This window comes from Daejeonella sp., assembly GCF_030695525.1.
In the GTDB taxonomy this organism is placed as follows: domain Bacteria; phylum Bacteroidota; class Bacteroidia; order Sphingobacteriales; family Sphingobacteriaceae; genus Daejeonella.
In genome coordinates, this window is sequence record NZ_JAUYSS010000058.1 from 49305 (window position 1) to 75354 (window position 26050).

At 40.0% G+C, this 26050-nt stretch carries 21 protein-coding genes; 8 read left to right on the plus strand and 13 right to left on the minus strand.

The window, feature by feature from the left end:
* Position 1: 1 nt before the first annotated feature.
* The 3 genes from Q8S11_RS13560 to Q8S11_RS13570 form a co-directional block, all read right to left on the minus strand.
* Positions 2 to 1054, minus strand: a complete 1053-nt coding sequence (locus Q8S11_RS13560) for an aldo/keto reductase (protein WP_305662654.1) — start codon at positions 1052 to 1054, stop codon at positions 2 to 4.
* A 66-nt stretch (positions 1055 to 1120) separates the two neighbouring features.
* Positions 1121 to 2458, minus strand: a complete 1338-nt coding sequence (locus Q8S11_RS13565) for an AGE family epimerase/isomerase (RefSeq protein ID WP_305662655.1) — start codon at positions 2456 to 2458, stop codon at positions 1121 to 1123.
* 30 nt (positions 2459 to 2488) lie between these two features.
* Complete coding sequence (locus Q8S11_RS13570) at positions 2489 to 3805, minus strand: AGE family epimerase/isomerase (protein ID WP_305662656.1); 1317 nt, start codon at positions 3803 to 3805, stop codon at positions 2489 to 2491.
* A 396-nt stretch (positions 3806 to 4201) separates the two neighbouring features.
* Between Q8S11_RS13570 and Q8S11_RS13575 the strand changes: the two genes are divergently transcribed.
* On the plus strand, positions 4202 to 6829 hold the full coding sequence (locus Q8S11_RS13575; RefSeq protein WP_305662657.1) for an outer membrane beta-barrel protein: 2628 nt from the start codon (positions 4202 to 4204) through the stop codon (positions 6827 to 6829).
* A gap of 90 nt (positions 6830 to 6919) precedes the next feature.
* Here the strand turns inward: Q8S11_RS13575 and Q8S11_RS13580 are convergent, their stop codons facing one another.
* The 5 genes from Q8S11_RS13580 to Q8S11_RS13600 are packed head-to-tail and all read right to left on the minus strand — an operon-like array spanning position 6920 to position 12447.
* A complete protein-coding gene (locus tag Q8S11_RS13580; protein ID WP_305662658.1) occupies positions 6920 to 7816 on the minus strand; it encodes a serine hydrolase in 897 nt (298 codons plus the stop codon).
* 10 nt (positions 7817 to 7826) lie between these two features.
* Positions 7827 to 9713: a hypothetical protein gene (locus Q8S11_RS13585; RefSeq protein ID WP_305662659.1), complete on the minus strand. Its 1887-nt coding sequence runs from the start codon at positions 9711 to 9713 to the stop codon at positions 7827 to 7829.
* Between the two features lie 15 nt (positions 9714 to 9728).
* Positions 9729 to 10313: an LUD domain-containing protein gene (locus Q8S11_RS13590; protein ID WP_305662660.1), complete on the minus strand. Its 585-nt coding sequence runs from the start codon at positions 10311 to 10313 to the stop codon at positions 9729 to 9731.
* 14 nt (positions 10314 to 10327) lie between these two features.
* Positions 10328 to 11704 carry a lactate utilization protein B gene (locus Q8S11_RS13595; RefSeq protein WP_305662661.1) on the minus strand — a complete coding sequence of 459 codons (1377 nt, stop codon included), beginning with the start codon at positions 11702 to 11704 and terminating at the stop codon, positions 10328 to 10330.
* Entirely contained in the window at positions 11701 to 12447 is a 747-nt protein-coding gene (locus Q8S11_RS13600; RefSeq protein WP_305662662.1) for a (Fe-S)-binding protein, read from the minus strand. Before Q8S11_RS13600 ends, Q8S11_RS13595 begins: the two co-directional genes overlap by 4 nt.
* A gap of 217 nt (positions 12448 to 12664) precedes the next feature.
* Between Q8S11_RS13600 and Q8S11_RS13605 the strand changes: the two genes are divergently transcribed.
* From Q8S11_RS13605 to Q8S11_RS13615, 3 genes are all read left to right on the plus strand, one after another.
* Positions 12665 to 13582 carry a PHB depolymerase family esterase gene (locus Q8S11_RS13605; protein ID WP_305662663.1) on the plus strand — a complete coding sequence of 306 codons (918 nt, stop codon included), beginning with the start codon at positions 12665 to 12667 and terminating at the stop codon, positions 13580 to 13582.
* A 212-nt stretch (positions 13583 to 13794) separates the two neighbouring features.
* Entirely contained in the window at positions 13795 to 14751 is a 957-nt protein-coding gene (gene moaCB / locus Q8S11_RS13610; protein WP_305662664.1) for a bifunctional molybdenum cofactor biosynthesis protein MoaC/MoaB, read from the plus strand.
* Positions 14752 to 15050: 299 nt separating this feature from the next.
* Positions 15051 to 15476 (plus strand): nuclear transport factor 2 family protein, encoded by a 426-nt coding sequence (locus Q8S11_RS13615; protein WP_305662665.1) that lies wholly within the window; start codon positions 15051 to 15053, stop codon positions 15474 to 15476.
* Positions 15477 to 15535: 59 nt separating this feature from the next.
* Here Q8S11_RS13615 and Q8S11_RS13620 read toward each other — a convergent pair whose 3' ends face one another.
* The 5 genes from Q8S11_RS13620 to Q8S11_RS13640 all read right to left on the minus strand — a co-directional run bounded on the left by Q8S11_RS13620 (position 15536) and on the right by Q8S11_RS13640 (position 20927).
* Complete coding sequence (locus Q8S11_RS13620; protein WP_305662666.1) at positions 15536 to 16048, minus strand: DUF4251 domain-containing protein; 513 nt, start codon at positions 16046 to 16048, stop codon at positions 15536 to 15538.
* Between the two features lie 91 nt (positions 16049 to 16139).
* Positions 16140 to 16589, minus strand: coding sequence for a KTSC domain-containing protein (locus Q8S11_RS13625; RefSeq protein WP_305662667.1), 450 nt, complete (start codon positions 16587 to 16589; stop codon positions 16140 to 16142).
* Between the two features lie 148 nt (positions 16590 to 16737).
* The gene (locus tag Q8S11_RS13630) at positions 16738 to 18879 is read right to left on the minus strand and encodes a xanthine dehydrogenase family protein molybdopterin-binding subunit (protein WP_305662668.1); all 2142 of its coding nucleotides are present in this window, start codon (positions 18877 to 18879) and stop codon (positions 16738 to 16740) included.
* A gap of 5 nt (positions 18880 to 18884) precedes the next feature.
* Positions 18885 to 19337 (minus strand): (2Fe-2S)-binding protein, encoded by a 453-nt coding sequence (locus Q8S11_RS13635; RefSeq protein ID WP_371135173.1) that lies wholly within the window; start codon positions 19335 to 19337, stop codon positions 18885 to 18887.
* A gap of 477 nt (positions 19338 to 19814) precedes the next feature.
* On the minus strand, positions 19815 to 20927 hold the full coding sequence (locus tag Q8S11_RS13640; RefSeq protein WP_305662670.1) for an exo-alpha-sialidase: 1113 nt from the start codon (positions 20925 to 20927) through the stop codon (positions 19815 to 19817).
* Positions 20928 to 21077: 150 nt separating this feature from the next.
* Here Q8S11_RS13640 and Q8S11_RS13645 point away from each other — a divergent pair, with 150 nt between their 5' ends.
* From Q8S11_RS13645 to Q8S11_RS13660, 4 genes are all read left to right on the plus strand, one after another.
* On the plus strand, positions 21078 to 22358 hold the full coding sequence (locus Q8S11_RS13645) for an amidohydrolase/deacetylase family metallohydrolase (protein ID WP_305662671.1): 1281 nt from the start codon (positions 21078 to 21080) through the stop codon (positions 22356 to 22358).
* A gap of 28 nt (positions 22359 to 22386) precedes the next feature.
* Positions 22387 to 23673, plus strand: coding sequence for an amidohydrolase/deacetylase family metallohydrolase (locus Q8S11_RS13650; RefSeq protein ID WP_305662672.1), 1287 nt, complete (start codon positions 22387 to 22389; stop codon positions 23671 to 23673).
* An 8-nt stretch (positions 23674 to 23681) separates the two neighbouring features.
* Positions 23682 to 24935 (plus strand): amidohydrolase/deacetylase family metallohydrolase, encoded by a 1254-nt coding sequence (locus Q8S11_RS13655; protein WP_305662673.1) that lies wholly within the window; start codon positions 23682 to 23684, stop codon positions 24933 to 24935.
* A gap of 424 nt (positions 24936 to 25359) precedes the next feature.
* Positions 25360 to 26046, plus strand: coding sequence for a class I SAM-dependent methyltransferase (locus Q8S11_RS13660; protein WP_305662674.1), 687 nt, complete (start codon positions 25360 to 25362; stop codon positions 26044 to 26046).
* Positions 26047 to 26050: the final 4 nt, after the last annotated feature.

Below are 26050 nucleotides of genomic sequence, written 5' to 3' on the forward strand. Positions count from 1 at the left end.
TTTAATAGTTTACAATTTTCTTAACTCTGGCAATTTGCTTTTCTGTAAGAATAATCTTCCCTGCTGCCGCATTTGATTCAAGCTGTTTCACATTTGAAGATGAAGGAATAATTGGGCCCATACCCTTCATTGTTAACATATAGGCCATAACCAGTTGGCTTAGTTCAACCCCCATTTCGTCAGAAATAGCCGCTAGTGCATGTAATTTACGCATATTCTCCGGGCTTGTTTTTACCTTTAAGTCGCCCTCGTCGAACAAACGATCGCCCGGACCGGCATTTACAGGATTAAGATACCGGTTTGTCAGCAAACCTCTGGCCATCGGGCTCCAGCCTACATATGAAATCCCCTGTTCAGAAGCATAATTCAAAACACCCTTATCATTTGCTGCTTCCCCATCAAGCAGATCAAACTGATTCTGCACAGCAAGAATCCTGCTTCTGACAGACATTTGAGACTGTACAGCCTGATAGGTTTTAAGGATCTCAACACTGGCATTTGAAACGGCAAAATAGCGTACCAGATCCTGTTTCACCAGATCTTCAATTGCTGCCAGACTTTCTTCAGGAGGGGTTATTCCGTCAAATCTGTGAAAATAAAGCAGGTCAATATGATCAGTTTGAAGCCTCTCCAAACTGGCATATACTGATTCCATGATATTCCCTCTTGATAGCCCGCAATGGTTCGGACTTAATCCGTCCATCGTTCCGGACATTTTTGTAGCCAGAATTACATTGCGTCTTTGATCCGGGTTCTTTTTAAACCATTTCCCTATTATCCGCTCAGAATTTCCTGAAGCATTATTATATCGGTTTGCAGTATCCCAAAAAGTAACTCCCAGATCAATGGCCTTGTTGAGAATACTAAAGGAATTCTTCTTATCAATTCGTGAATCATCCCCACTATCCGGATATCCCATTTTCCACGTTCCAAGACCTATATTTGAAACTCTTAAACCTGATTTACCGAGAACACGGTAAGGCATATCGTTAAACTTATCAATAACAAATGGGGCATTATAAAATGCCTGGCCTTCATACTTATTCTTACTCATCTGCAAATTTTAATAAATTATTAAATTCTAATAACAAAATTTTATTATTTATCAGGTCTATGTATTTTATGAAAATAAGCCTGAAGGCTTCTCTCCTCTACTTAATATCCTGTCAATTGCAAGTATACCAACCATTAATTGTCTTGGATAATGATAATGCTCTGCTCTCACCTGAGTATGCTTTTGCATTTTTCTGTCGCCACTATCAATCACAAATGCATATTCCGGGCGAACATAATTCTTTCTGATGTAAGCTTCGGTCTTAGCATAACAATCAATTGCCCACTTGTCTCCGGTATGTTCGATCAGGATCATAGCACCGATCAGAATCTCTTCATGAACCCAGCGTAATTTATTCAGTGCCCAGGAATTATTGTTTACATGGCTAAGTTCATGAAAAAACCCGCCATAAACATCATCCCATGAAGTATCCACATGTCTCTTAAATTCATTTGAGGACCTGTGAAAAAGATCAGCATCCTTTATAAGAACTGCATAGTTCATTACAAATGCTAAAGTTTCACATCCATGTCCAAGGTCACCATATTGGGAGGCTACAGGATCAGGAAGCGGACTCAAATCATGCGCCAAAGCTTCATTCAACAATCTGTATTCTTTATTTAAGTGATGGTTCATGATGGCATCTACACAACGATCTGCAAGCGCCTTGATTTCCTTATCATTCCTCTGTCGAAGCATTTGGGTACAAACGCTTAGTAAGATCATCCAATGTCCGAGAATACGTGGACCAGCTATTCTGTTTTCTGCCTTGTAGTTATAGGTAAATTCAGGTCTGTCATAACGCTGCACAGCTTTGAGCACAATTTCTTTTGCCTGATCAAAATACTTAGGTTCAGCGCTTGCTTTAGCATATTCTGCCAGCCCCTCTGCTACGAAAAGATTCCCATATATATCCCCTTCGGTATCACCAATTGGATTACCCTCCTTACTGAAAGAGGAGATATAATAGCTGCCATCTACAGGCAAACGCTTTAAAATAAAGTCTTTGGATTTACGGGCGATTTCAAGATACGCAGGATCCTTATCCAGGTTATTATAAAGGAATGAATACATCCATATACCTCTTCCTTCGAACCATGCCCGCTTTGTCGTATTGATCAGTTTTCTTGTCAGAATATCTACCGAGCACATAAATCCGCCCAGTTCATGATCCACTACATACTTACCCATATTCGGAATAAATTTACTGAGTAAGGCCTCCTTATACTGTTCACGGAGCTTTCTCAGATCCAGACCAGTAATTTTTTTAAGCTCCTGTGATTCTGAAGCTTTAACTCCGGCCGGCAAAACGGAACCAGCTATGGCAACTGTCCCCATAAGACCCAATCCTGCCAGTGTATTTTGTTTTAAAAAACTACGTCTTGAATATTCCTTTTTAGTCATATCGAATAGGTTCAATTAAATTTGATAATATCAACCGAAAAGTCCGGATGGCTTGCCATTACGTTTTATCATTCTTTTTAAGGAAAGCAGATTCAGCATCAAATGACGGGGATGATGATAATGTTCAGCCCTCATTTTTGCGTAATCCTTCATAAAGCGGTCGCCGGCAGAAGCCCAAAACAAATTACCCGGCTTAGCAAAACTCTTTCGAACATAATCAAGGGTTTCATTAAACAATTTCTTTGCCCACTCATCGCCTGTATGCTCTGCGATAAACATACTTCCTATCAGCACCTCTTCCTGTAGCCAAAGCACCTTATCAACTTTCCAGGTATTGTTATCAACATGATCCAGTGCTCTGAAATAACCTCCATACACATCATCATGTGCCACAGTTACATGTCTTTTAAAGACCTCTGTGATTCGATCGAAAAGTTTTTTATCCTTTCTGCGGGCAGCTTCGAAATGCAGCATCCAGCACATTTCAATACCATGACCGGTATAAGCGAAATCCTTGTATGAGTTATCCGGGCGACTGAAATCATGGTTAAGCACCTCATTAAATAATTGATATTGAGGATTTAAATGATGGTTAAGGCAAGCATCCAGACATCTGTCAGCTAATTTCTCCATATCCGCATCTGGCCCGTTCTCTAATATCTGAGTGGCAGCACGCAGAAATACCATCCAATGACCGAGTACCCTTGGGCCAGGAATCTTAGTTGCTCCTGGATTCAAATAGGCTACATAATAATCATAATCAGGACTATCGTATCTGTCAAGGCAGGATAAAATAATCTTTTTGGCTATAGTGAAATACTTTTTATCACCTGATGCCTTAGCAAATTCTGCCAGACCCTCGGCAACAAATAAGCTGGAATAAATATCCCCCGGGCCCGACAGGGCCTTACCATCTTGACTGTAGGAAGATGTAAAAAACTTGTCGTCATCTGGAAGATGTTTTAGTATAAAATCCTTTGATTTACGTGCAATTTCGAGGTATTTAGGATTCTTTTCGAGCGTATTATAAAGAAAAGAATAGGTCCACATTCCCCTGCCTTCAAACCAGGCAGTCTTATTTGAATTGGCCTGCCGGCCATTTGTAATATCTATGGATGTCATGAACCCACCAAGTTGATGGTCAATTACATATTTATCCATATTTGGAATAAACCTGTTGAAAATCTCCGCCCGGTAAAATTCATGAAGTTTATTTAGGTCCAGACCGTTTGGTTCATAACCTTCAAATTTTTCGTAAGGTTTATCCTGGTATGATCCATATGCATTGATGCTAATACTACCTAACCCCGCCAAAAGCGTGTTTGACATGAACTGTCTTCTTTTCATAAACTGTCTAAATAACCTGATAAACTAACTGAAAATTCCCCGAACTAAAAATACAATTTATTTGATATTGCTTACCCTGTTTTTGATTTAAAAATTCAGCAGATCATATATTGGGTACGTAAACAATTGGGCAATTGAAAGGCTTAGTTTATAATAATCAATTTACAAAGGCAAATAAAGCGCCCCCAACGATAATTCTTCAGTTTCTAACAAAATGAGATTTGACTTTGCAAACATTGTAACAATACTGAGCATAAAATAGCTTGAACAGGGCTTAAGATTATATTTGCATCCAATATTAAGAAACGGCAATTCTCAGGTTTAAACCATTATATCCTACGGGCATCTAACTGATTTGAAGTTTGAAATTACCATATGCCCGAAACGATTATTTTTATGAAAAAAATTATCCTTACCCTATTTTTAGTTACCATCTCCTTTTTGAGTTATTCACAGAATTTTCAGGTCAAAGGAAGTGTTCTTGATACAGCAGGAGTACCCCTAACCGGAACACTGATAAAATTAAAAAATGGTAAAGATAGTATCCAGACATCTGCAGATATCGACGGAAATTTCAATTTAACAAATGTAAAATGGCCTGATTTTACACTTTCTGCTGCATTTATTGGATTTGAAACATTTATAAAAGCTTTTAAGATTTCGAACGGTAATTCGCTGGTTGTACCACCGATCATGCTAAAAACTTCCTCAAATACTTTGGATGAAGTTGTTATAACCGCAGTTACAGCAATTAAAATCAGTGAAGATACCGTTACATTTAATGCATCCTCTTTTCCTGTTAGGGATGGAGATGCGGTAGATGAGATTTTAAGAAAACTTCCGGGTGTAAAGGTTGATGTTGACGGCAATGTAACAACTCAGGGTGAGGCTATTACCAAAATCAGAATAAACGGAAAGGATTTTTTCGGAACAGATGTAGCAACTGCTATAAAAAATCTTCCTGCTGATATCATCAAAAATCTTCAGATTATTGATGATTATGGTGATCATGCCAATATTACGGGTATAAAGACCGGTGAAGCTGAGAAAGTATTGAATCTTACTATACAGGAAGATAAAAAACGGGGATATTCAGCAAGAATGTTTGGTGGTATGGGAAGTGAAGATCGATATAATACCAGTTTGAGAGGTAATACTTTTAAGGGGGAACGCCAGCTTTCATTTGATGGAACCCTCAATAATATCAATATGCGTGGTGGGAATTCAAATGGAATCACCAGCACAAATTCAGCAAGTATGAATTACCGGAATGACTGGAGTAAAAAAGTATCTGCAGATGCAGGATACAGGTTTAATAACCGTAAAAATGAGACTTTTAGTAAAACCTACTCTCAGAATTTTTTGGAAAATTTTACCAGAATTGAAAATGCTGAATCCGACAATAATAGTGACAATTATAGCCATAACTTTTCAGGCAATCTCGTTTTGAAGCCCGATACCTTAAACTTTCTCAGAATTTCCCCAAGCTTCTCCCATAATTCTGACAATTCTAATAATATAGGTGTAACTGATATTTCTCAACAAAACCTAAGCACAATCAGAAATAATATATCAGGAACAAATTCGCTGAATTTAAACATGGGTACTCGATTCTATTACAATCACAAGTTCTCAAAAAAGGGCAGAAATATGAGTATTAGTGGGAACTTAAATTATTCAAACGGAGATAATGAGCGGAATGTATTGAATAATTACCTGATCAAGCAGGCCGGAGGTGATTCAACCCGAATTCAGAATCAATTAATAGCCAATGCAAACAACAATTCATCACTTTGGTCTAATCTTACCTATATGGAACCTATCTGGGCCAAAACTTATGTTGAATTTAACTATAGTCACAGTCGCTCAAGTACTACTACAGACAGAATTACCAATGATATTATTGGCGGAAATCAGATATTCAATTCGGATCTGAGTAATAATTATGAATATCAGTTCTATACCCACAGGTTTGGGGCAAGCTATAGATTTATAGAGGAAAAGCTCAATTATACCCTTGGATTTAGTGCTCAGCCAGCTATTCTCAAAGGACAAAATTTAAGCAGGGGAATAAATACTGAAAATCGCACATTCAATTTGATACCTTCAGCCCGATTGGTATATAAATTCTCAAAACAACAAGCGTTAAACGTTAACTATTGGGGTCGTAATAATCAACCTGGCTTCCTTCAACTACAGCCAATAACCGACAATTCCAATCTTCAGAATACCATTACCGGTAACCCTGACCTTAATCCGGAATTCATCCATACCTTCAATGCCAGGTACAATCAATCTGATTGGAATATGGGACATGTTTTACACGCAAACCTTTCATACAGTCAAACTCAGGATAAAATTGTAACTACAAAAGTTCAGATCCCAAACACTGTTAACCAGCTAACCAGCTACACCAATACTGATGGATTCTATTCTTTAAGAGGAGATTACTCCTATGGCAAGCCATTTGCCGAACGTAAATATACCCTAACCTACTCTGGTTCAGCATACCTGAACAATAACGTAGCATTTATTGACCTAAATAAAAATATTGCCAAAAACTTCATGGTACGGCAGGAAATTGAATTCGAAGTAGATATCAAAGATGTTATTGATGTAGAATTAGAAACTTCATACGCAATTAACACTACTAAATATACTCAGGCAAATTTTACAGATCGCCAAACCAATAGCCTGAGTTTTCAGCTTAGGGGAAGAAATTACTTTTTCAAGGATCTAACTTTGGGTTATGATCTTAGAAAAACCATTAACTCTGGTTTTGATAACGGAATCGTTAGAAACCCAACGATTCTCCGTTTATATACTGAATATCGTTTCCTAAAAGGGAATAATGGAACCTTACGTTTTGAAGGCAATGACCTATTAAATCAGAATACAGGTATTTCAAGGGATGTATTTGACAATATTATCATAGACCGTCAGATTAACAGACTTGGACAGTATTTCATGCTCTCTTTTGCAATGAGATTAAATAAGTTTGGAGGAGGATCACCAACGAGGTAGTTGAGAGTGGAGAATTGAGAATTGAGAATTAAAGCTCTAAATCGAGAATAAAATTCTTTATCAGTAAATCAAACTCTCAATTCTCAACTATCAATTCTCAATTAACACCCCGTATTTCGTCGCTTTCATCATCGAGAAATAATCAAAAACCCGTTTAGAAAGTGCGCTGAAAACTCCTGTTGGTGTTGCTGAGGTTTTATAATTTTCCATGATAGCAATGGCATAAGGTCTGTTTGATAAATAGACAATAGCCCATTCTGTTGACACCCCTCCCATTCCGCCGGGTTTGAAAGCAAGTTTAACATTTGCCGGAAGTCCATTAGCTATTTTACTATTCGCAATCGGATTATTCTTCAGGATAGAAAGGATCTCCTCAGAAGTTGATTTATCTATGAATTTTCCTTCATACAATAACTTCATAATCCTTACGGCTTCTGCAGGAGTAGAAATATTCTCCTCATTTCTTAGTGAAGCGGGTTGATCAATCATCTTGCGCTGCAGTCTGGTATTCGAAAACCCAAGTGAGTGCATGGTATTAGTCACATTTTTCATTCCAACCAGTTCGATCAGAGTATTGGTAGCTGAATTATCACTGAGGCCAATCATTAGTACGCATAAATTCCGAATGCTGAGATTAACCGGATCGACCATAACATTCAGTATGCCAGAACCAGCGACTGTATTTGAAGGCAATATTGGCCTGATATCGGATAGTGCAAACTTCTTTTCATGTGCCTGTTTATAAACCTCCATCAGGATTGGAATTTTAATTGCACTAGCCTGTGTAAAAATGACATTCTCATTAATACTAATGGATTCTCCACTACTTAAATCGACAGCCATCAGACCACTTAATGATGGAGATGCAGCCATGATGGTTTGCAGATCTTTTTCAGTCTTTTGTTTTAGTATTTCCCTTACTGATAACTGCCCAAAAACAGTGAGATGTAAAACACAAAAACCAATAATAAGTAAGGACCTCTTCATCTAATAATACTTAAACTTTAAAATCAGGATTTTCAGTAATACGTTTACCTTCGCTTTTAAAGGCCTTGATATAATCTGATATCCTTTTCTTAGCTTCCTGCAGATTCTCATTATTCAGGTTAATATTGAGCAGGTCAATGAACCATGGTATTTTAAATTCATTGAAAACATAGATCTCTGTAATCTCTCTTGCAATTGGCAGGCTTGTGGTTTTTGATGCATCATAAACATCCTTATTGTTTGCTTTGAGCAATTTCTCATACTCCTCATCTATAAGCCTTCTAAGAAGCTCCTTTGTGAATTTATCTCCTGCCCTGACTCCTGTACCGGGATCATCCTCTGTAAACACAGCCCCCTTGTGTACCCATTCCCAAACAATACTTAATCTGATTTCTCCGGTTGCCATATCCTCCATCAAATAGAGAATATCATCATTCCCAAAATCATCTGCAGCCTTAAGTGCAGCTGCCTGCATACCCTGAGCAAAGGCATTTCCATACTGAATGGCTACACTAAGCAGATTTCTTGCCCCCCTGATCGTAATCGGTGCCGGTTCAAGTAAAATTAATCCGTCGGCATCCTGTTGAGTATAGGTCAGAGCCGGGAATTTACGCCCAACTTGATTTGCTTCTCCAATCTTTTCCCATACAGGCCTCACGATATTCACCATTTTCCAGTGTGCTACCCACTTTCCGCTTGCCCCTTCGTGCTGCTCCCTTTCTGCACCAGCCAAAGCTTTTTTCATACTGGCTGCAACACCTTCTGCTGATCCTACCGGGATATTGGGTTCCATTCCTCCCTGCCAGATCGCACAGTTTCCATTGATATCCGGTGTATTTACTGCGCGGCGAACACGGTCTTCATAATTCCGCATATAACCATAGGTCATGGTCACGGCCTCAATATTAGGATTAATAAAGCTCATGTCCCATGCCATAGCATCAGAAACGCTGTTAATATAATCCCAGCGACCCGTATTATAACCGACGAAATGCTTGCCAAGAACCGCTCTGATTTCCATCAGCTGATAGGTAGCTTCAAGCTGTTCTACCAGCAGATATACTTTAATTGTTCCGTTTTCAAGACCCAGATGATCTTCCAATGCGCTTAGCATGCTATTCCATAAAGCAGCCTCTCCGGCCGTCTGTATTTTAGGAAGATACAACACAATTGAAGAACCTGATTTCCGCAATTGTCTGTAATTATTTACAACATAGAGACATAGGTCGGCGATTGAAGCAGCCAAGGCTACACCATCTGCATCACGAATATGCCTGTCGTCCAGATGAAGTCCGCGACAGCGGAATATCTTTGTTGTAAAATCAAGCTGAGTTTTCCAGTCTTTTACAATTTCCTGGCCGAGAAATCCCAGCGACCAGCGGTTCATCTCATCCGCAACCTGCTCAGCGACTTTTAAGAAAACCGGATCTTTGGCAATGGCAAGCTTAAGGTTCCGCTGATTATCCAATGACATGCTGGCAATTTGTCCTAAAGCATCTTCCCCATCAAACATCCAACCATCTGCACCAGATAAGAGTGCGTAAGCTGCATTCCTGATGCTGCTTTCTAAACTTGCATTTGGTTTAGCTGCAGGCCCAGTTCCCTGAATCCACTGCCGCTGAAGATCATGCGGGATCACAGAGCCTACAAACCTGCCTTCCCTGGCATCTGAAACTTTTATTTTAGAACCCGGAATCAGGCTTTCAGGATCGTAAAATTCGATTCTTTTATTATTTGTATGACGATCCTTGCGGAGTTTGATCCGCTCATTCATCAAATGTTTAACTGATTTATTAAAATGGGCCAGTGTGTTTAAAGCCAGCAAGACCTCATCAGTGTATATGTCTCTGTACTGTTCTTTTAAATTATCACGAATGATTATTGAATCGTTCTTCATTTGTATCCAGGTAAATTATTTAATCAAATAAACGGTCATACTTAAAGGACCATGAGCACCAAGCACCAAAGCCTGCTCAATATCGGCTGTTTTAGAAGGCCCCCCGATGAAGCCACCAAAGCCATAATCTTCTGAGGCTATTTTTGCATAAGCATCATGCATGGTTGAAACTATGCTATCTTCCCGTACAATTACTGCCAGGTGCTGGGCAATATAAGGTAATACGCGATGCCCCATAACATCCTCTGTTAACCAGACCGCACCATTTTCTGCTACGGCCAGGCGTGCTTCAATAATGGCTAATTCAACGTCCTCAAGTGTATGAGGATCTGCATCAGGGTTAGACAGCTCGGCTACATCACTCAAAGCCTGAAGATTACTCAGCATTCGTTTGCTTTGATCAAAATCCTTTCTGATCAGGTCTTTTACATTCTCAAGACTTCCTGCCGAAACAAGTAAGCCCCCAATACCCGCAAACATCTCACTGTACTTTTTAACTACATCTTCTTCATGCACCTTAAAAACCGAAATATCCGGAAGTGCAGAAAGCGGTGGCTGATTCTTTTTTACAGCCGCCAGTATTTTTTCTCTGGTACTCATTCAAATTCTGTTAATCATTTCTTAGATCCATTCTTTGCATACCATTCTCCAAAGGATTGCTGTGAACTATCCGGCATATCGCGTTGCTTATACCATGGATTAAATTTATTGTTGATAGCAAATGGCGCATTATTCAATAACCAGCGTCCTGTTTTTCCTGCCGTTTTATAAATTTCAGGGGAAGAAAGTGTCAATGCCATCGCCTTCATACTAAAGGTTTTACGGCTGGCAGAATATCCTTGTTTCACAATCTCCTGACGCCATTTATAAAGCTGATCATGAATAGGAATTTTAACAGGACATACATTGGAACAAGATCCGCATAGTGTTGAAGCAAAGGGAAGATCTGCATGTTGCTTCATATCCAGATTTGGCGCCAGAATTGCCCCGATAGGTCCTGAGATCGTATTATGATAACTTAATCCACCACTTTTACGATAAACCGGACAAGTATTCATACAGCCTCCGCATTTAATGCATTTCAGAGAGTCCCTGAAATCAGGACGGGCCAATAAATTGCTTCTTCCCTTATCAACCAGAATCAGGTGCATCTCCTGCCCCGGACGAGGTTTCTTATAATGACTGGAGTAAATGGTGATGGGCTGTCCAATAGCACTACGGGCCAGCAATCTCAGAAATACGCCGAGATGCTTGCGCTCAGGAATGATCTTCTCAAGTCCCATAGATGCAATCTGCACTTCAGAAAGATGTGCACCCATATCCGCATTCCCCTCATTGGTACAAACCACATATTCCCCGGTTTCAGCAACTGCAAAGTTTACACCGGTGAGTGCTGCACGACGGGTAAGGAATACATTACGAAGGTGTTTACGCGCCACACGGGTCAATAATGTAGGGTCTGATAGCCCTTTCTCAGTCCCCAGATGCTCATGAAACAGCTCTCCAATCTCTTCCTTGCGCTTGTGAATACAAGGCAATACAATATGACTAGGCGGCTCATTATCAATTTGTTGTATATATTCTCCTAAATCAGAATTGATAACCTCAATACCCCGATCTTCTAAAAATTCATTCAAATGGCATTCTTCAGTAAGCATAGACTTACTCTTAACCATTTGTTTGATTTCTTTTGCTTTCAGGATAGAATAAACAATCTGATTATGCTCCTCTGCATCCGATGCCCAGTATACCTGAACACCATTTTTCTTCAGATTCTCCTCAAACTGAATGAGGTAATCGTGAAGATTAGATATAACATTGGATTTAATGGCAGATGCTGCCTCCCTTAATTCTTCCCATTGCGGGGTTTGATGAGCAGAACGGTCACGCTTCTGCCTGATCCACCATAGTGCACCATCATGCCAGTCGACACGTTCTTCATCTTTATTAAATTCTTCAGCTAATGTTGCGTGATCTAAAGTACTCTTCATGCCTTTATGGATGAACTGTTTAATATTTCTGCTATATGTATGATCTTAACCTTGCTTTTATTTCGCTGCAGGATCCCTTCCAGGTGCATCAGACAGGAGAGATCAGGTGAAGTAATGTACTCAGCTCCATGTTTGGTATGATCTGTAATACGGTCTTTACCCATTTTTACGGATACGGCCTCCTCTGCAATACAGAAAAGACCTCCGAAACCACAACACTCATCAACACGGTCGAGTTCTGTTAACTCCAGGCCTGATACCATGTTCAGCAAATGACGAGGTTTGGAAAAATCAGGTGCAATCAATTCAGACATTTGCGCCAGATGTAGCCCCCTTAATCCATGGCAGCTTTGATGAATCCCAACTTTATGTGGGAAATGGGCTTCCAGTTTCTCAATCTTTAACACATCGGTCAGAAATTCTACCAGTTCATATATCTTGCCCCTGATCTCTGTTGCAGCAGCCTCATCAGCGTGAGAATGTAAATGATCTTTGACATGCAGCACACAACTCGCAGATGGTGCTACAATATAGTCGAATCCGGAAAAATTTTCTACGAATAGATCATTACATGATTGTGTAAGGTGTTCGTAACCCGAATTTGCCATTGGCTGCCCACAACAGGTTTGTTTGGAAGGATAGGTAACATCAGCACCAAACTTTTGAAGCAATTCCAGTGTTGCTATGGCAGCGTTCGGATATAACTGGTTGACATAACAGGGTATAAAAAGACCGATTTTCATCTGTTTATTATGTTTTTGATTTTATTTGTCGGATGGGGCCTTTTAGATTAAAATTCAATTCCAGGAATTAATCAGACACACAATCATTCGCAGAACAAAATACACATTTTTTGGAAAGTTAAAACAGATAAAAGTCGATTTCTATCTGTTAAACGAAGAAATTTTGATAAATTTTCCTGATACTTGGTTATCGAAGCCCCTAATGATTTTTAGTACCATGAAAATTAAATTTATTTGCCTTATAATCTGTCTGTTCTGCAGTCAATTTCTTTTTGGGCAATCATCTCCGGAACAAGGTTTGCATACCGATTCGATAAGCTATGACGGACTCCAGCGAAAATACATGTATTACATTCCATCCGGCATTGAAAACCTCGGAAAAATTCCTGTTGTGTTTTTTCTCCACGGAATGGGTGCCAGTGCACAGATTGGTGTAAATGTTTTGGGACCACAATACCATGCAAGGGCAGAGCGGGATAAGGCAATAGTTGTATATCCTGATGCGAGCTCCAAACACTGGAATGATAAATTAGGGGGAAGCTATCCATTAACCGACAACATTGATGATGTGGGTTATTTAAGCTCATTAATAGACCTCTTCATCCGGGATTTTAAAGGAGACCCAAAGCGCGTTTATTTCTCAGGTAGTTCGAACGGAGGAATGATGACCTACCGATTAAGTTGTGATATTCCTGAGAAGATCAGAGCTATTGCTCCTTTTGTCTCAACAATAAGTCCGGGCGTAGCCAGGGAGTTTGAAAATGCAAAACCAATCCCCATTATTATAACCAGCGGTACTGCAGATTCTGTAATTAAATGGAATGGTGGTTCAATCAAGGTAACGGGTACTCCTGTAATACTATCAGGTGATGAAAATGTGACCTATTGGGTAGCTAGAAATGGAACAAAGAAAAAAGCGAAAATCACATATCTGCCGGATGTTGAGCCCGGTGATAATTCTACTGTTGAAATTCAGCATTATAAAGGCAAGAATGATGTGATACTTTATAAGATCATTGGTGGCGCTCATACCCATCCAACCCTCCGGGCTCCGGGAAAGGCATTGGTTAAGGGACTGAATATGGATTATAATTCCTTTGAGAGGGTATGGGATTTTATGATGTCCTATAAGTAGATGCAAGTATCAAGAATCAAGTATCAAGAGCCAAGAACCAAGACTGAATCCGGGTTCATATTAAATTTGTGCTCAGGGATTTTAACTAATAGTAATACATTTGATAACAACGATAAATTTACTAACTATCCAAAGACTACCAACAACTGATTATAGAGCCAAGTATCAAGAACCAAGACTTAAAACTTACAACTTAAAACTCAAAACTCAAAATGCGCGATATCAGTCATAAACAGATCACACTCCGAACTGCCAGGGCAGTGGGAATTATATTTTGTTCAGAAAAGAGTATTGATCTGATTAATTCAAATGAACTGCCTAAAGGGAATTTGTTTGATGTAGCTCGCGCAGCAGGCTTTTTAGGCGCAAAGCTCACTCCACAACTACTACCCCATTGTCACCCGGTTACAATCGATGGAATGGATTTCACCTTTGAATTCCTTGGCAGAAAGTTGCATTCCGACCTGTTTAATGATGAGATTCTGAATCGTACAGGAATAGTGATTCAGGGTGAAGCAAAATCCATTGGTCGTACAGGAATAGAAATGGAAACACTAACGGCCGTTTCAGTTGCTGCACTGGAGATCTACGACATGCTGAAACCTGTAGATACTACTCTTGAAATCGGGCATATCAGGCTTCTGGAAAAGAAAGGTGGAAAAAGTGACCGCAGTAGGTACACAGAAAGCTCCGCGATATGCGCCGTATTGGTGTGTTCTGATTCAACTGCAAGTGGTGAGCGTGAAGATAAAAGCGGCAAACTTATTTGCAACATGCTCAAAACTTCAAATGCCAAAGTATGGCATTACCAAGTACTCCCAGACGATAAGGATGCAATACAAAAGCAGATTCTGGACTGGGTGAAAGAAGATATACAGTTCATATTTACAACAGGAGGAACCGGACTTGGCCCAAGGGACAATACGGTTAGTGCCGTGAAAGAGATTCTGGAAAGAGATGCAGACGGCATCACAGAAGCCATGCGAAATTTCGGACAAATGCGTACCCCGCTTGCCATGATGAGCCGCTCGGTAGCCGGATCAATCGGTAAAACCTTAATCGTTACCCTCCCCGGAAGCACTAGTGGTGCAAGAGAATCTCTTGAAGCCATTCTTCCAGGAGTTTTCCATGCCCGGAATATGCTTGAAGGGGAAGGGCATGGTTGTTAGTTATCTGTTGCCTATTAAGGGCCAGCTACAGGCATAATATTACCTTGAAACCCTCTCTTCCAGCCTACCGTTCCCGCTTTTAGCTTTGGGCTTTTAGCTTTTAGCTTTCCACCTCCTCGGTAAAAATTCTAAGCCAACCTTTCACCTACCATTTCCCGCCGTTTACCGAGAACTTACCAGCATCCGCCTAATTACTATAGACCGGCTTTGAAATCCATTATACATTTGATCAAGAAAACAAACAAAAAAAATATTCACACACACTTAAACAAAAAAATTAAAACTAAAAAACAAGTATTATGAAAACTTTAAAAACTATCGCCGCCGCATTATTAGTAGTATTATCAACCAGTGCATTCGCATCTGATGATACCAAAAGTGAAAAATTAAACATTAATTATGCGCTAAAGGTCTATATTGATGCAGTTGCCCATGGCAAAATAGATGGACTGAATGAAGTGATGGATAAAGACGTAAAATTCACTTCAACCCGTGGACAGCAAATCATTAAGCATGACAAAACCCAGATGCTTACTTCTTTAAAAAACCTAAAGAATGTTGAGCAAAACTGCATCACTGAGTTCAGTATTGTAGAATCAACTCCTACTCAGAGTGTTGTTAAAGTAACTATGAAATATGAAGGATTTTCTAAAATTAGTTACCTGAACATGTCGAATACCGGAAAAGGATGGAAAATTATTGGAGTTGCCACTTCTTATATTTAATCTGTTTTCCTTACAAAAAAAGGTCTGTTTTGCAGGCCTTTTTTTTGTTTACTCAATTATCATCTATTACTTTTTCGGGGAGGCCGGGGAGCATCGATATCTCCATAAAATGATATGGGTTGCCGCATATTACTGGTTACCCGTAAAGTTGCATATCCAGATATAGAAACAGAAAAATTGAGCAGATCGGGATCACTTGGATCATTCAACCGGATTGTGATATCATAACTTCCATTCTTCATAGTTTTGATTTCGTAGTCAAAATCGTAAGAAGTAAATTCTAATGGCTTATCTGCTATTCCAAAGACAGGCAGCTTGTTTGCCCCATAATAAGGCAAATTACTCTCAAGTGTATCCTTACTAACCTTAAGAAAGAACTCTGAAGTTAATTGGATCATACCACCTGAGCTTGGTGTAGCAGACTGCGGACTAAAAACAAAAACCCTGCTTTCCAGCAGATGTTTGATTTGTTCCTGTTTTTCCAGCTTGTTTTTTTGCCCAAGGGCGCTAAGGCTGATCAAAACCATTAGGCCTGAAAAGGTAATTACCTTTCCTAATCTGTTGACTTTCATAGTATTAATTTACGAATATTATTTATAAACAATACTATATACGGTCAAAATTAATCATTCAATAAAAGCTGAACATAAAATAACAGGGCTATCAGGCCATTGCTACCCGCTTGCTGGTACTTCTGTAGATATAATTGTTGTAAATATGTCTGCGTGCAAACCTGCCGGGTGAATCGGCGTTAATTAGTTTGATATAAACAGCACGGGGAACATCGAAATACTCGTATTCATTCCCATCACCAAACTTTACGGTTAAAATCTGTCCCTGATATTCAAAATCAGCAATACCAATACTGGAAGTTGTCAGATTATAATCATCCAGGGTTTGCAAACGTGTTTCAGGTGCAATACTTACTAGGAAATGGTAGGCTTCAATAATGTTTTTGCTCCTTTCTTCGGCTTCAAGCTTACTTTCTGCAGATTCGGTAAATTTATCCGGGTGCCAGTTCTTCATTAAAGTACGGTAAACCGTCTTCAACTCCTGCAATTCGGCATTTTTGTCAACTCCTAAAATCTTTCTGTAATCAACGATCTTTCTCATAATTTAAGTTTAAATAATTGCGAAAGATAACAGGTGAATTGACTGGCCTTCCGGAAAATAATTTTGCAAAGGTATGCTTTTAATAGCAGGATTAAGCATAAAAAAAGCCGGCTGATTACTCTGCCGGCTTGTCAAAAATTATAAAATTCTAAGAAACCGTTTTAAAGACATCCTCCTCAATAAAAGGTTGATTTCTCAAACGTTTGCCTGTAGCCTTGAATATTGCATTTGCAACTGCACCTCCTGTTGGTGGAAGAGCAGGCTCACCCAAACCTGTAGGATCTATACCGTTATCCACAAAATGAGTCTCGATTTCAGGAACTTCCTTCATTTTAATCAAACGATAGGTATTATAATTGTTCTGATCAGCAACACCATCCCTGAAACTTAATTTACTGTACATGGCATGACCCAGGCCATCAACTACACCACCCATTACCTGATGCACCGCACCATTATGAGCAACTACCTGTCCGCAATCTGATACTGCATAAATCTTTTTAACCACTGGCAATCCGTTACGCATAATCACATCAGCAACCTGCGCAACATAAGATAAATGGGAGAAATAAACACTAAATCCTTGCGACACATCTTTCTTCTTTCCCCATCCTGATTTTTCGGCTGCCATTTTGATCACAGACTCCATCCGGTTAATATCATAACGAATTTCTCCAACCGGTGAGCGCTTTGCTTTAGCCAAAAGATCCAATCTGAACTGAACAGGATCTTTTCCTGCTGCATGTGCAACTTCATCAAGAAATGCCTGCTCAGCAAAAGCAAGGAAATTGGTGATTGGTGCACGCCATGCTCCTGTAGTGATTGGAGACTTGTGTTCAACAGAGTCAATTAGTAAATTATCTATTGCCCCTGAAGGAAAATTATGTTCCCGGGTTGAATTACCTGAATTAATACCGACACCTCTTAATTTATAACCAGTTAAATTACCTGTTGAATCCAGTGCAGCCTCAAAGCGATAACGCACAGCAGGACGATAAGTTCCGCCAGTCATATCGTCTTCTTTCGACCAGATTAATTTCACCGGTTTCTTGATTATACTTGATAATTCGGCAGCTTCAGTAACAAAATCATTCTTTAACCTTCTGCCAAAACCACCACCTAAACGGGTAAGTTGAAGGGTGATTTTATCTTCAGGTATTTTCAGTAATTGTGAAACTTCTGCCCTCGCTCTTGCCGGAGTCTGGGTAGGCCCTACCAATTCAACTCCATCTGCACGAACATCAGCGAAAAAGTTCATTGGCTCCATCGGACTGTGTGAAATGAAGGGACACTGGTACTCCCCTTTAATTACTTTTGCCGCATTTTTAAAGGCTGCATCCACATCCCCATCTTTACGTCTTACTGTAGCTTCGCCATTATCCATCAATGACAAGAACAATTTGTCATGATCTTCAGTACTTTCCAGATCAGCATCCTTCTCATAATCAATTTTCAGCAACTTTCTGGCTTTGAGTATTTCCCATGTTGATTTACCAATAACAGCCACATTGTTATTAAATGAAACTACATCAATTATGCCAGGCATTGCCTTGGTAATTGCAGCATCAAAAGACTTTAGTTTCATTCCAAATGAGGGACGCTGGATCATCGCATATACCATTCCTTCACGGTAAAAATCCATGCCGAATAGTGGTTTTCCGGTTACGATTTTATGATTTTCTACGTTTCTTACAGATTTTCCGATCAGCTTAAAATCCTTGCGGTCTTTAAGCTGTACTGTTGCCGGAACCGGGATCTTAGATGCTGCCTCGGCGAGATCCCCAAAACTTAATTTCTTTCCAGTACGGGAATGCAAAACAAAACCATTAGCTGCTGTACATTCTGCTGAAGGCACTGACCATTGTTTTGCAGCAGCAGCAATCAGCATGAATTTAGCTGTTGCACCTGCATTCCGAAGTAATTTCCAGGAGTGTGGAACTGCTCCGCTACCCCCTGTAAGCTGACGGTCAAATTTATTATCCAGATTGGCTTGGAGCACTTTGACCTTTTTCCAATCGGCTTCAAGCTCTTCAGCAACTACCATTGGAAAAGAAGTAATAATATTCTGGCCAAGTTCCGGATTCGGAGACATAATGGTCACAGTACCATCAGTAGCGATAGAAAGGTAACTATTAAAACCTATATTTCCGGCAGCCATGGCTGAATTGGATATAACTTCGGGCACACTGGCTTCAGCACTGAACCAATTAAATCCAAGCACGAGGCCACCTCCCGTTAATGCGGTCATTTTTAAAAAATCACGCCTGCTGTTTGTTGTTTTACTTGTCATATTAATCAAATTTTAGAGCTGGCCAATTTTACTGCATCACGGATACGGTGATATGCACCGCAGCGGCAGATATTACCATTCATTGTCACTTCAATTTCATCCATACTGGGCTTAGGATTTTGCTTCAATAGTGCCGCAGCGGTCATAATCTGACCGGCCTGGCAATAACCGCATTGAGAAACATCGATCTCATCCCATGCCTGCTGTAGAGGATGATCCCCTTTTTCGGACAAGCCTTCAATTGTAATTACCTGTGAATTTCCAACTGCTGAAACAGGGTAAACACAAGAACGTGTTGCAGATCCATTCACATGGACTGTACATGATCCGCATTGTGCTATACCACAAGCATATTTGGTTCCTACAAGGCCTAAATGATCACGCAGCACCCATAACAGTGGGGTATCTGCCTCGACATCAGCCTGCAAGGTTTTTCCGTTAACCTGAAGTTTGTAAATTGCCATAAGTATTAGTTTGATTGAAGTTAAAGTTAATCAAAAAAGAAAGAAAAATACAAGAGATAGGAATGTGATATTTTTGTTGCCTATTGCCTTTTGAGCAATAATTTTAAACTTTATTAAAATAAATATGACAAATTAATTTATAATTAGTCTGGTTCAAATATAGTTTCAGAATATAAACTAATAAACTGAGTCAGATATTAGGTAGATTAATTAACACCATTATTATTAGTTAGATTGGGCAATGCAGCCAATATAATTTGATTTTAGAAAGCAGTTCCTGTTTGATATAGGCCAGTTCAGCCCTTTCCTCCGGAGTAGTTCCGGCAAGAAAGGGCATCCAATTTTCAAATTACGTAAGCCGGAAGCTACCTCCTGCGGCAAGGTTTATTTTACCCGGAGCTGTATTTCATAGGGCCTGGCAGCCCGGCAAGATTTTATATTGAACCCGACGTATGAAGAACAGCCTTGCCTTTAATTGCTTATCCACTGAAATGGAAAAGTCAGAAATACATTTTCAGTGTATCCGTTCTTCTCGAATAGCATTCCAATTTCTCCATTCTTCATCACAACAAGATCTGAATATGCCGCTGCACCTGCATAAATAGTCTTTCCATTTGTCCATGTATTACCTTCATCATAACTAATTTTAATACTCAGGTTTTTACGGGCATCCTTACTTTCTGCATTTACAAATAAGAGACAGTTATTATTTTTATGAACATATCGAATAATAGCAGCATTACAAGCTGGATCCACTAAAGCTGGATCTGCCCTGCTTGCCCAGCTTTTTCCCTGATCTTTTGAAATATGTACATAACGCATGCCTGGAGAATTCACTCTGGAATTGACCATCCATGATCCATCTGTTAACTCAATGATTTTAGATTCATCGGCAGGGTTCAAAGGAGTATCACGCAAAAACCAGGTCTTCCCATGATCATTGGATCCAAAAACAAACACTCCGTGTTTCAGGTTTACCAGAGTGTGCAATAAGACACCCGAAGCGGTTTGAGTGCCTTTTCCGGAAGTGATAAATTTAAAATCTCCATACCATTCAGGCTTACTGATCTGATTGGTAATATCTTCCGGTTTAGACCAGGACTCTCCACTGTCTGTACTCTTCATGACATGCAGATAGTAAATATCTTTCGCTTTGTTCAGGTCCATATAATTATAAAAAAGGAAGATTGTACCTGATTTCCGGTCAGCTATAAATGAAGGGTCGGATGCTGATTGTCCCAATGGATAATCTACCAGAGTCCGGATATCCGTCCAGGTTTTACCATTGTCTTTGCTATTTCTTATCACAATATTAATATTATCATTTGCCTTTAAATCTGCGCATGAAGGACCCCTTTCATCTATTGCAGCAATCAGGTCGCCATTGCTTGCTACTACCAATGCCGGAATACGAAAACATGCGACATCGCTTTTCATTTTTACATTGAAAAGATCAAGCTGATGCAAACCATTTACTAAGCCCGGGATGGGTGGCTGAGCTTTCAGAACTGTTGCAGAAAGCAGAAGAAAAGAAAGAAAATATTTCATAGAATATGGATTCGGCCAGTTTATTTTGACTTTCATTTAAATGTAATAAACATGTTATATAATTAAAAACTTCAACAAACAACAATTGGGGAACCTTTTCAGATTAATTGAAAGAAATCTTCGGGGGAAATGCCTGTCATTAAAAATCTTGATTTATATTGGAGAATAATTAACATTAATTAAACAATGAAAAACAGCAAATCAAATTTTACACTATTAAGTATTCTGAGTTTCCTTTTAGTATTCAGCAGCATGACACTGAGTGCGCAGGAGATCGACCTTTTACTGAAAGGCGGTCAGGTAATTGACCCCAAAAACAAAATAAATGCCAAAATGGATGTGGCAATTTCAGGTGGAAAGATAGTCAAGGTAGCAGCAAATATTCCGGCTAGTTCAGCTAAAAAAACCGTTGATGTAAGTGGTTTATACGTAACCCCGGGCATTATCGATATGCATGTACATGTATTTCAGGGGAATGACCCGGGATCATACATTGCTGATGGGCAAACAGCCGTTCCTGCAGATGCTTTTACTTTTAGGGCAGGTGTGACCACTGTAGTTGATGCAGGATCATCAGGATGGAGGAACTTTCGGCGCTTCAAAGAGCAAAATATAGATCGTTCACAAACCCGCATCCTTGCTTTGCTAAATATCACCGGTACCGGTATGTATGGCCGTTTTGAGGAACAGGACAAATCTGATTTCAACCCTGAAATGACAGCCTACATGATTAATAAGCTTTTTCCAAATATCATCGTTGGTATCAAAGCAGCACATTACTGGGGTGATTTTACACAGGTTGACCGCGCTGTAGAAGCCGGAAAACTAGCTAAAGTTCCTGTGATGGTTGATTTCGGTGAACATCAGCCTACCAATTCGATAAAATCATTGTTCCTTGAACATCTTCGTCCCGGCGATATCTTTACCCATACTTTTGCTTACGGACCAAAAGATCGCGAGACAGTAGTAGACGATGATGGCGTAGTAAAGCCATTTATTTTTGATGCTCAGAAAAAAGGAATATTATTTGATGTAGGTCATGGTGGCGGTGCTTTTTTCTGGCGCCAGGCAGTTCCTGCGATAAAACAGGGATTCAAGCCAGATGTGATCAGTACCGACCTTCACTCAGACAGTATGAATGGTGGAATGAAAGATATGGCAAATGTGATGTCAAAATTCCTGAATATCGGACTAACTTTAGAAGAAGTAATCGAAAAATCAACTGCTAGTCCGGCAAGGGTAATCAACAGGCCTGATCTGGGTAACCTGAGCGTTGGTGCTGAAGCAGATGTTGCAGTGTTCAGCGTAAAGAAAGGAGATTTCGGTTTTACTGACGTTAGAAGAAACACCCTGAAAGGCACACAAAAAATGGATGCTGAATTAACCATCCGTGCGGGCAGAATCGTTTGGGACCTGAATGGCGTCAGCGGACCTATATGGGATTCACCTCAGGCATTAACCAGATAATATTAATAGACCAAATTATACTAAACGAATGCAGACTAATTTTAAAACTGTAAAAAAACTGTCGATTTTCTTACTAATTGCCTTTTTTGCGACAACTGTCAAGGCACAGGAAATTGATCTTCTGCTAAAAGGCGGACACGTAATTGATGCTAAAAACAAAATTAACGGCAAAATGGATCTGGCCGTTAAAGACGGTAAAGTTTATCGCGTAGCCGCGGATATTCCGGCGAGCTCGGCGAAAAAAACAGTCAATGTCAGCGGACTTTATGTGACTCCGGGACTACTTGATATTCACGGTCACGTATTTCACGGTACTGAAACTAATTACTTAAGCAATAGTCTGGATGCTCTTCCACCAGATGGTTTCACTTTCCGTGCGGGAGTAACTACCGTTGTAGATGCCGGCGGTGCGGGATGGAAAAACATTGATTTATTCAGAAAGAACGTGGTTGATCAATCTAAAACCCGGGTACTTGCATTCATGAATATTGTAGGAGGGGGAATGCGTGGTACCGAGGCTTATGAGCAGGATGAAACCGATATGGATGCTAAACTTACTGGTGCTATCGCACTTAAGAATAAGGATATTGTCGTTGGAATTAAACTGGCACATTATATCGGTCACAATTGGAAACCCACAGACAAAGCAGTAGAAGCAGGAAGAATTGCCAGCATTCCGGTAATGGTGGATTTTGGAAAATCACTTCCTCCCCTTCCTCTTGAAGACCTTTTATTAAAACATTTACGCCCTGGGGATATTTTAACTCATGCCTATCGTTACGATCAGGAATTTGACAGAAATGGAAAAATGATTGAACATAAACAAGCGATTGTTGATGTAAAAACCAAAAAAGTGAAACCTTTTGTTTGGGAAGCACGCAAAAAAGGCTTGATTTTCGATGTTGGTCATGGTGGCGGAAGCTTCAATTGGAGTCAGGCGGTTCCTGCTATGGAGCAGGGGTTCCACCCGGATGTGTTAAGTTCTGACCTGCATACCGGAAGTATGAACGCCGGTTTCAAAGATATGGCTAACCTGGCCTCTAAGTTCCTGGTATTAGGGATGCCTTTGGCTGATGTGATTGCAGCTTCAACCTGGAATCCTGCTAAAGTAATTCAACGTACTGAATTGGGCAACCTGAGTGAAGGAAGTGAAGCTGATATTGCAGTATTCAGACTCCGTGAAGGAGACTTTGGATATATCGATGCCAGCGGAATGGCCTTGAGAGGAAAACAAAAACTGGAAGCAGAATTAACTTTACGCAGTGGTCGTGTAGTTTGGGACCTTAATGCATTGAGTGCTCCATTAGCAAAATAAGAATGAATATGAAACATTTCATACAAGCAGGCAGATCCGTATTATTCGCGATCTGCCTGTCTGTTTCTGCCCAAATAGTAATTGCGCAGGAAATCGACATTTTACTGAAAGGCGGGCATGTAATTGACGCCAAAAACAAGATCAGCGCAAAAATGGATGTTGCTGTTAGCAATGGCAAAATCCTGAAAGTGGCGCCAAACATAGCGGCTGAAGGTGCCAAAAAAGTGGTGGATGTAAGTGGGATGTATGTGAGTCCGGGATTAATTGATATCCATACCCATGTTTTCACCGGGCCAAACCCTGGTTTTGGGCACGGCTCATCCAGTGTAAAACCTGATGATTTTACTTTTCGTGCCGGTATTACTACGGTTGTAGACGCCGGGACATCGGGTTATAAAACCTTCCCCCTGTTTAAGGAGCAGATCATCGACCGTTCTCGTACACGTGTGCTTGCCTATCTGAATGCATTCGCACCGGGCATGGTGGGTACTGCAGCTGAACAGGAAGATATGAAGGCTTTGGAAATTGAAAAAGCCGATGAGACCATCAAAAAGTATTCGGATAATATAGTGGGTGTAAAGATTGGGCATTATTCGGGAAAGGACTGGAAGCCATTTGATGCTGCAGCTTCACTGGCACATGCTAATAACCGTCCTCTTTTCGTGGAATGCCATATCACAGAATTTTCACTCGAGGATCAGCTAAACCACATGAAGGCCGGTGATATCCTGACCCATGCTTATGAGAATGTTTCAGAACGTATGCCGGTAGTTGATGAGAACGGAAAAGTTCGTCAATTTGTGCTGGATGCCCGTAAAAAAGGGATTTTATTTGATGTGGGTCATGGAGGTGTTGGTTTCTGGTTTAACCAGGCTGTGCCCTCTGTAAAACAAGGCCTTGCTCCCGATACCTTTGGAACCGATATGCACCATAACAGCGTGAATTCGGGCATGAAGGACATGTTGAACCTGATGTCGAAATATCTGAACATGGGCATGCAGACGGAGGATATTATTCAGCGCGCAAGCTGGGGAGCTGCTACTGCAATAAAACGACCAGATCTGGGTAACCTGAGTGTAGAAGCTGTTGCTGATATTGCTGTAATCAAAGTACTGGATGGCAAATTCGGTTTCCTTGATGCAGGAGGCTTTAAGCTGGAAGGCAATCAAAAATTCCAGGCTGAAATGACCATCCGGGCAGGAAGAATTGTATGGGATTTGAACGGGATGGCCGGGGTGCCCTGGTCTAAAGACTTGAAGTAATATTTAAAATTAAAATGTTTAAAAGGCTCCGGGTTCTGGGTCTTTTTGGATTAAACACCCTCGCTTATTACAAATTCTGCTGCAGGTATGGGATTCTGCTGTTCGACATGTTCCGCAGTGCATGTTCAATACATAGATATATTTGATTTCTAATCCAAAAATCCGTAAAAATAAGCCCGGTAATCTTCTCAAAATCCTAATCAATCTTCAAGCGATTGTTTCTATTATTCCTAAACACTTTTAGGCACAAATAGATGACATGGATTAATGTTTAATTTAAAGCGGGTTTGGAACCCTTATTATCTTAATATTCGGAATGCCCTGCGGAACATCCCGAACAGCGGAAGTATACAGCTGAAATGCTATTATACCTAACTAAAACAAATCCTTTTAATACCTTCGTCCAAATATTTGAGTAAAAAATATGAATTCAAAGTCAGCCGCAGGTTCAGGCTCCTTATCCTTTAAAGAATTTTTTGAGTTGTGCTACTGGAAAACAGTTAAGCTGTTTTCTAAAAACCTTACTAAGAATTCTCACTACAAATATTTTTATACTGATAATTTTTCTATCCCTGAAGAATTTTATAAAGACAAGACTATTCTGGATATCGGTTGTGGTCCGAGAGGTTCTTTAGAATGGGCTGATATGGCAAAAGAAAGAATAGGATTAGATCCTCTGGCTGATCAATACCTCAAAATGGGAGCAAAGGACCATAAAATGAGCTATATTAAAGCCTATGTTGAGCATATCCCCTTCCCCGACACTTATTTCGATGTTATTTGTTCATTTAATTCACTGGATCATGTTGAGGATATGGAGCTTGCCTGCAAGGAAATCAAGAGAATCTTAAAAGAAAACGGAATATTTTTATTGCTGGTAGATATTCATACTATGCCAACTTTAACAGAGCCCCAGACCATGAACTGGAACTTCATCAGGGAATATTTTCCTGAATTTGAAATTTTAGAAGAGAAACATCTGGAACGTAGAGAAACCTATAAAATTTATAGCAATGTCAGGAAAAGCAAAACTGCAAAGGATGATGCTGTGAGAGGCGTTTTGACAGCAAAATTGAGAAAACGAGCAACAGAAGAAAATAAGGCTTTATAATTCA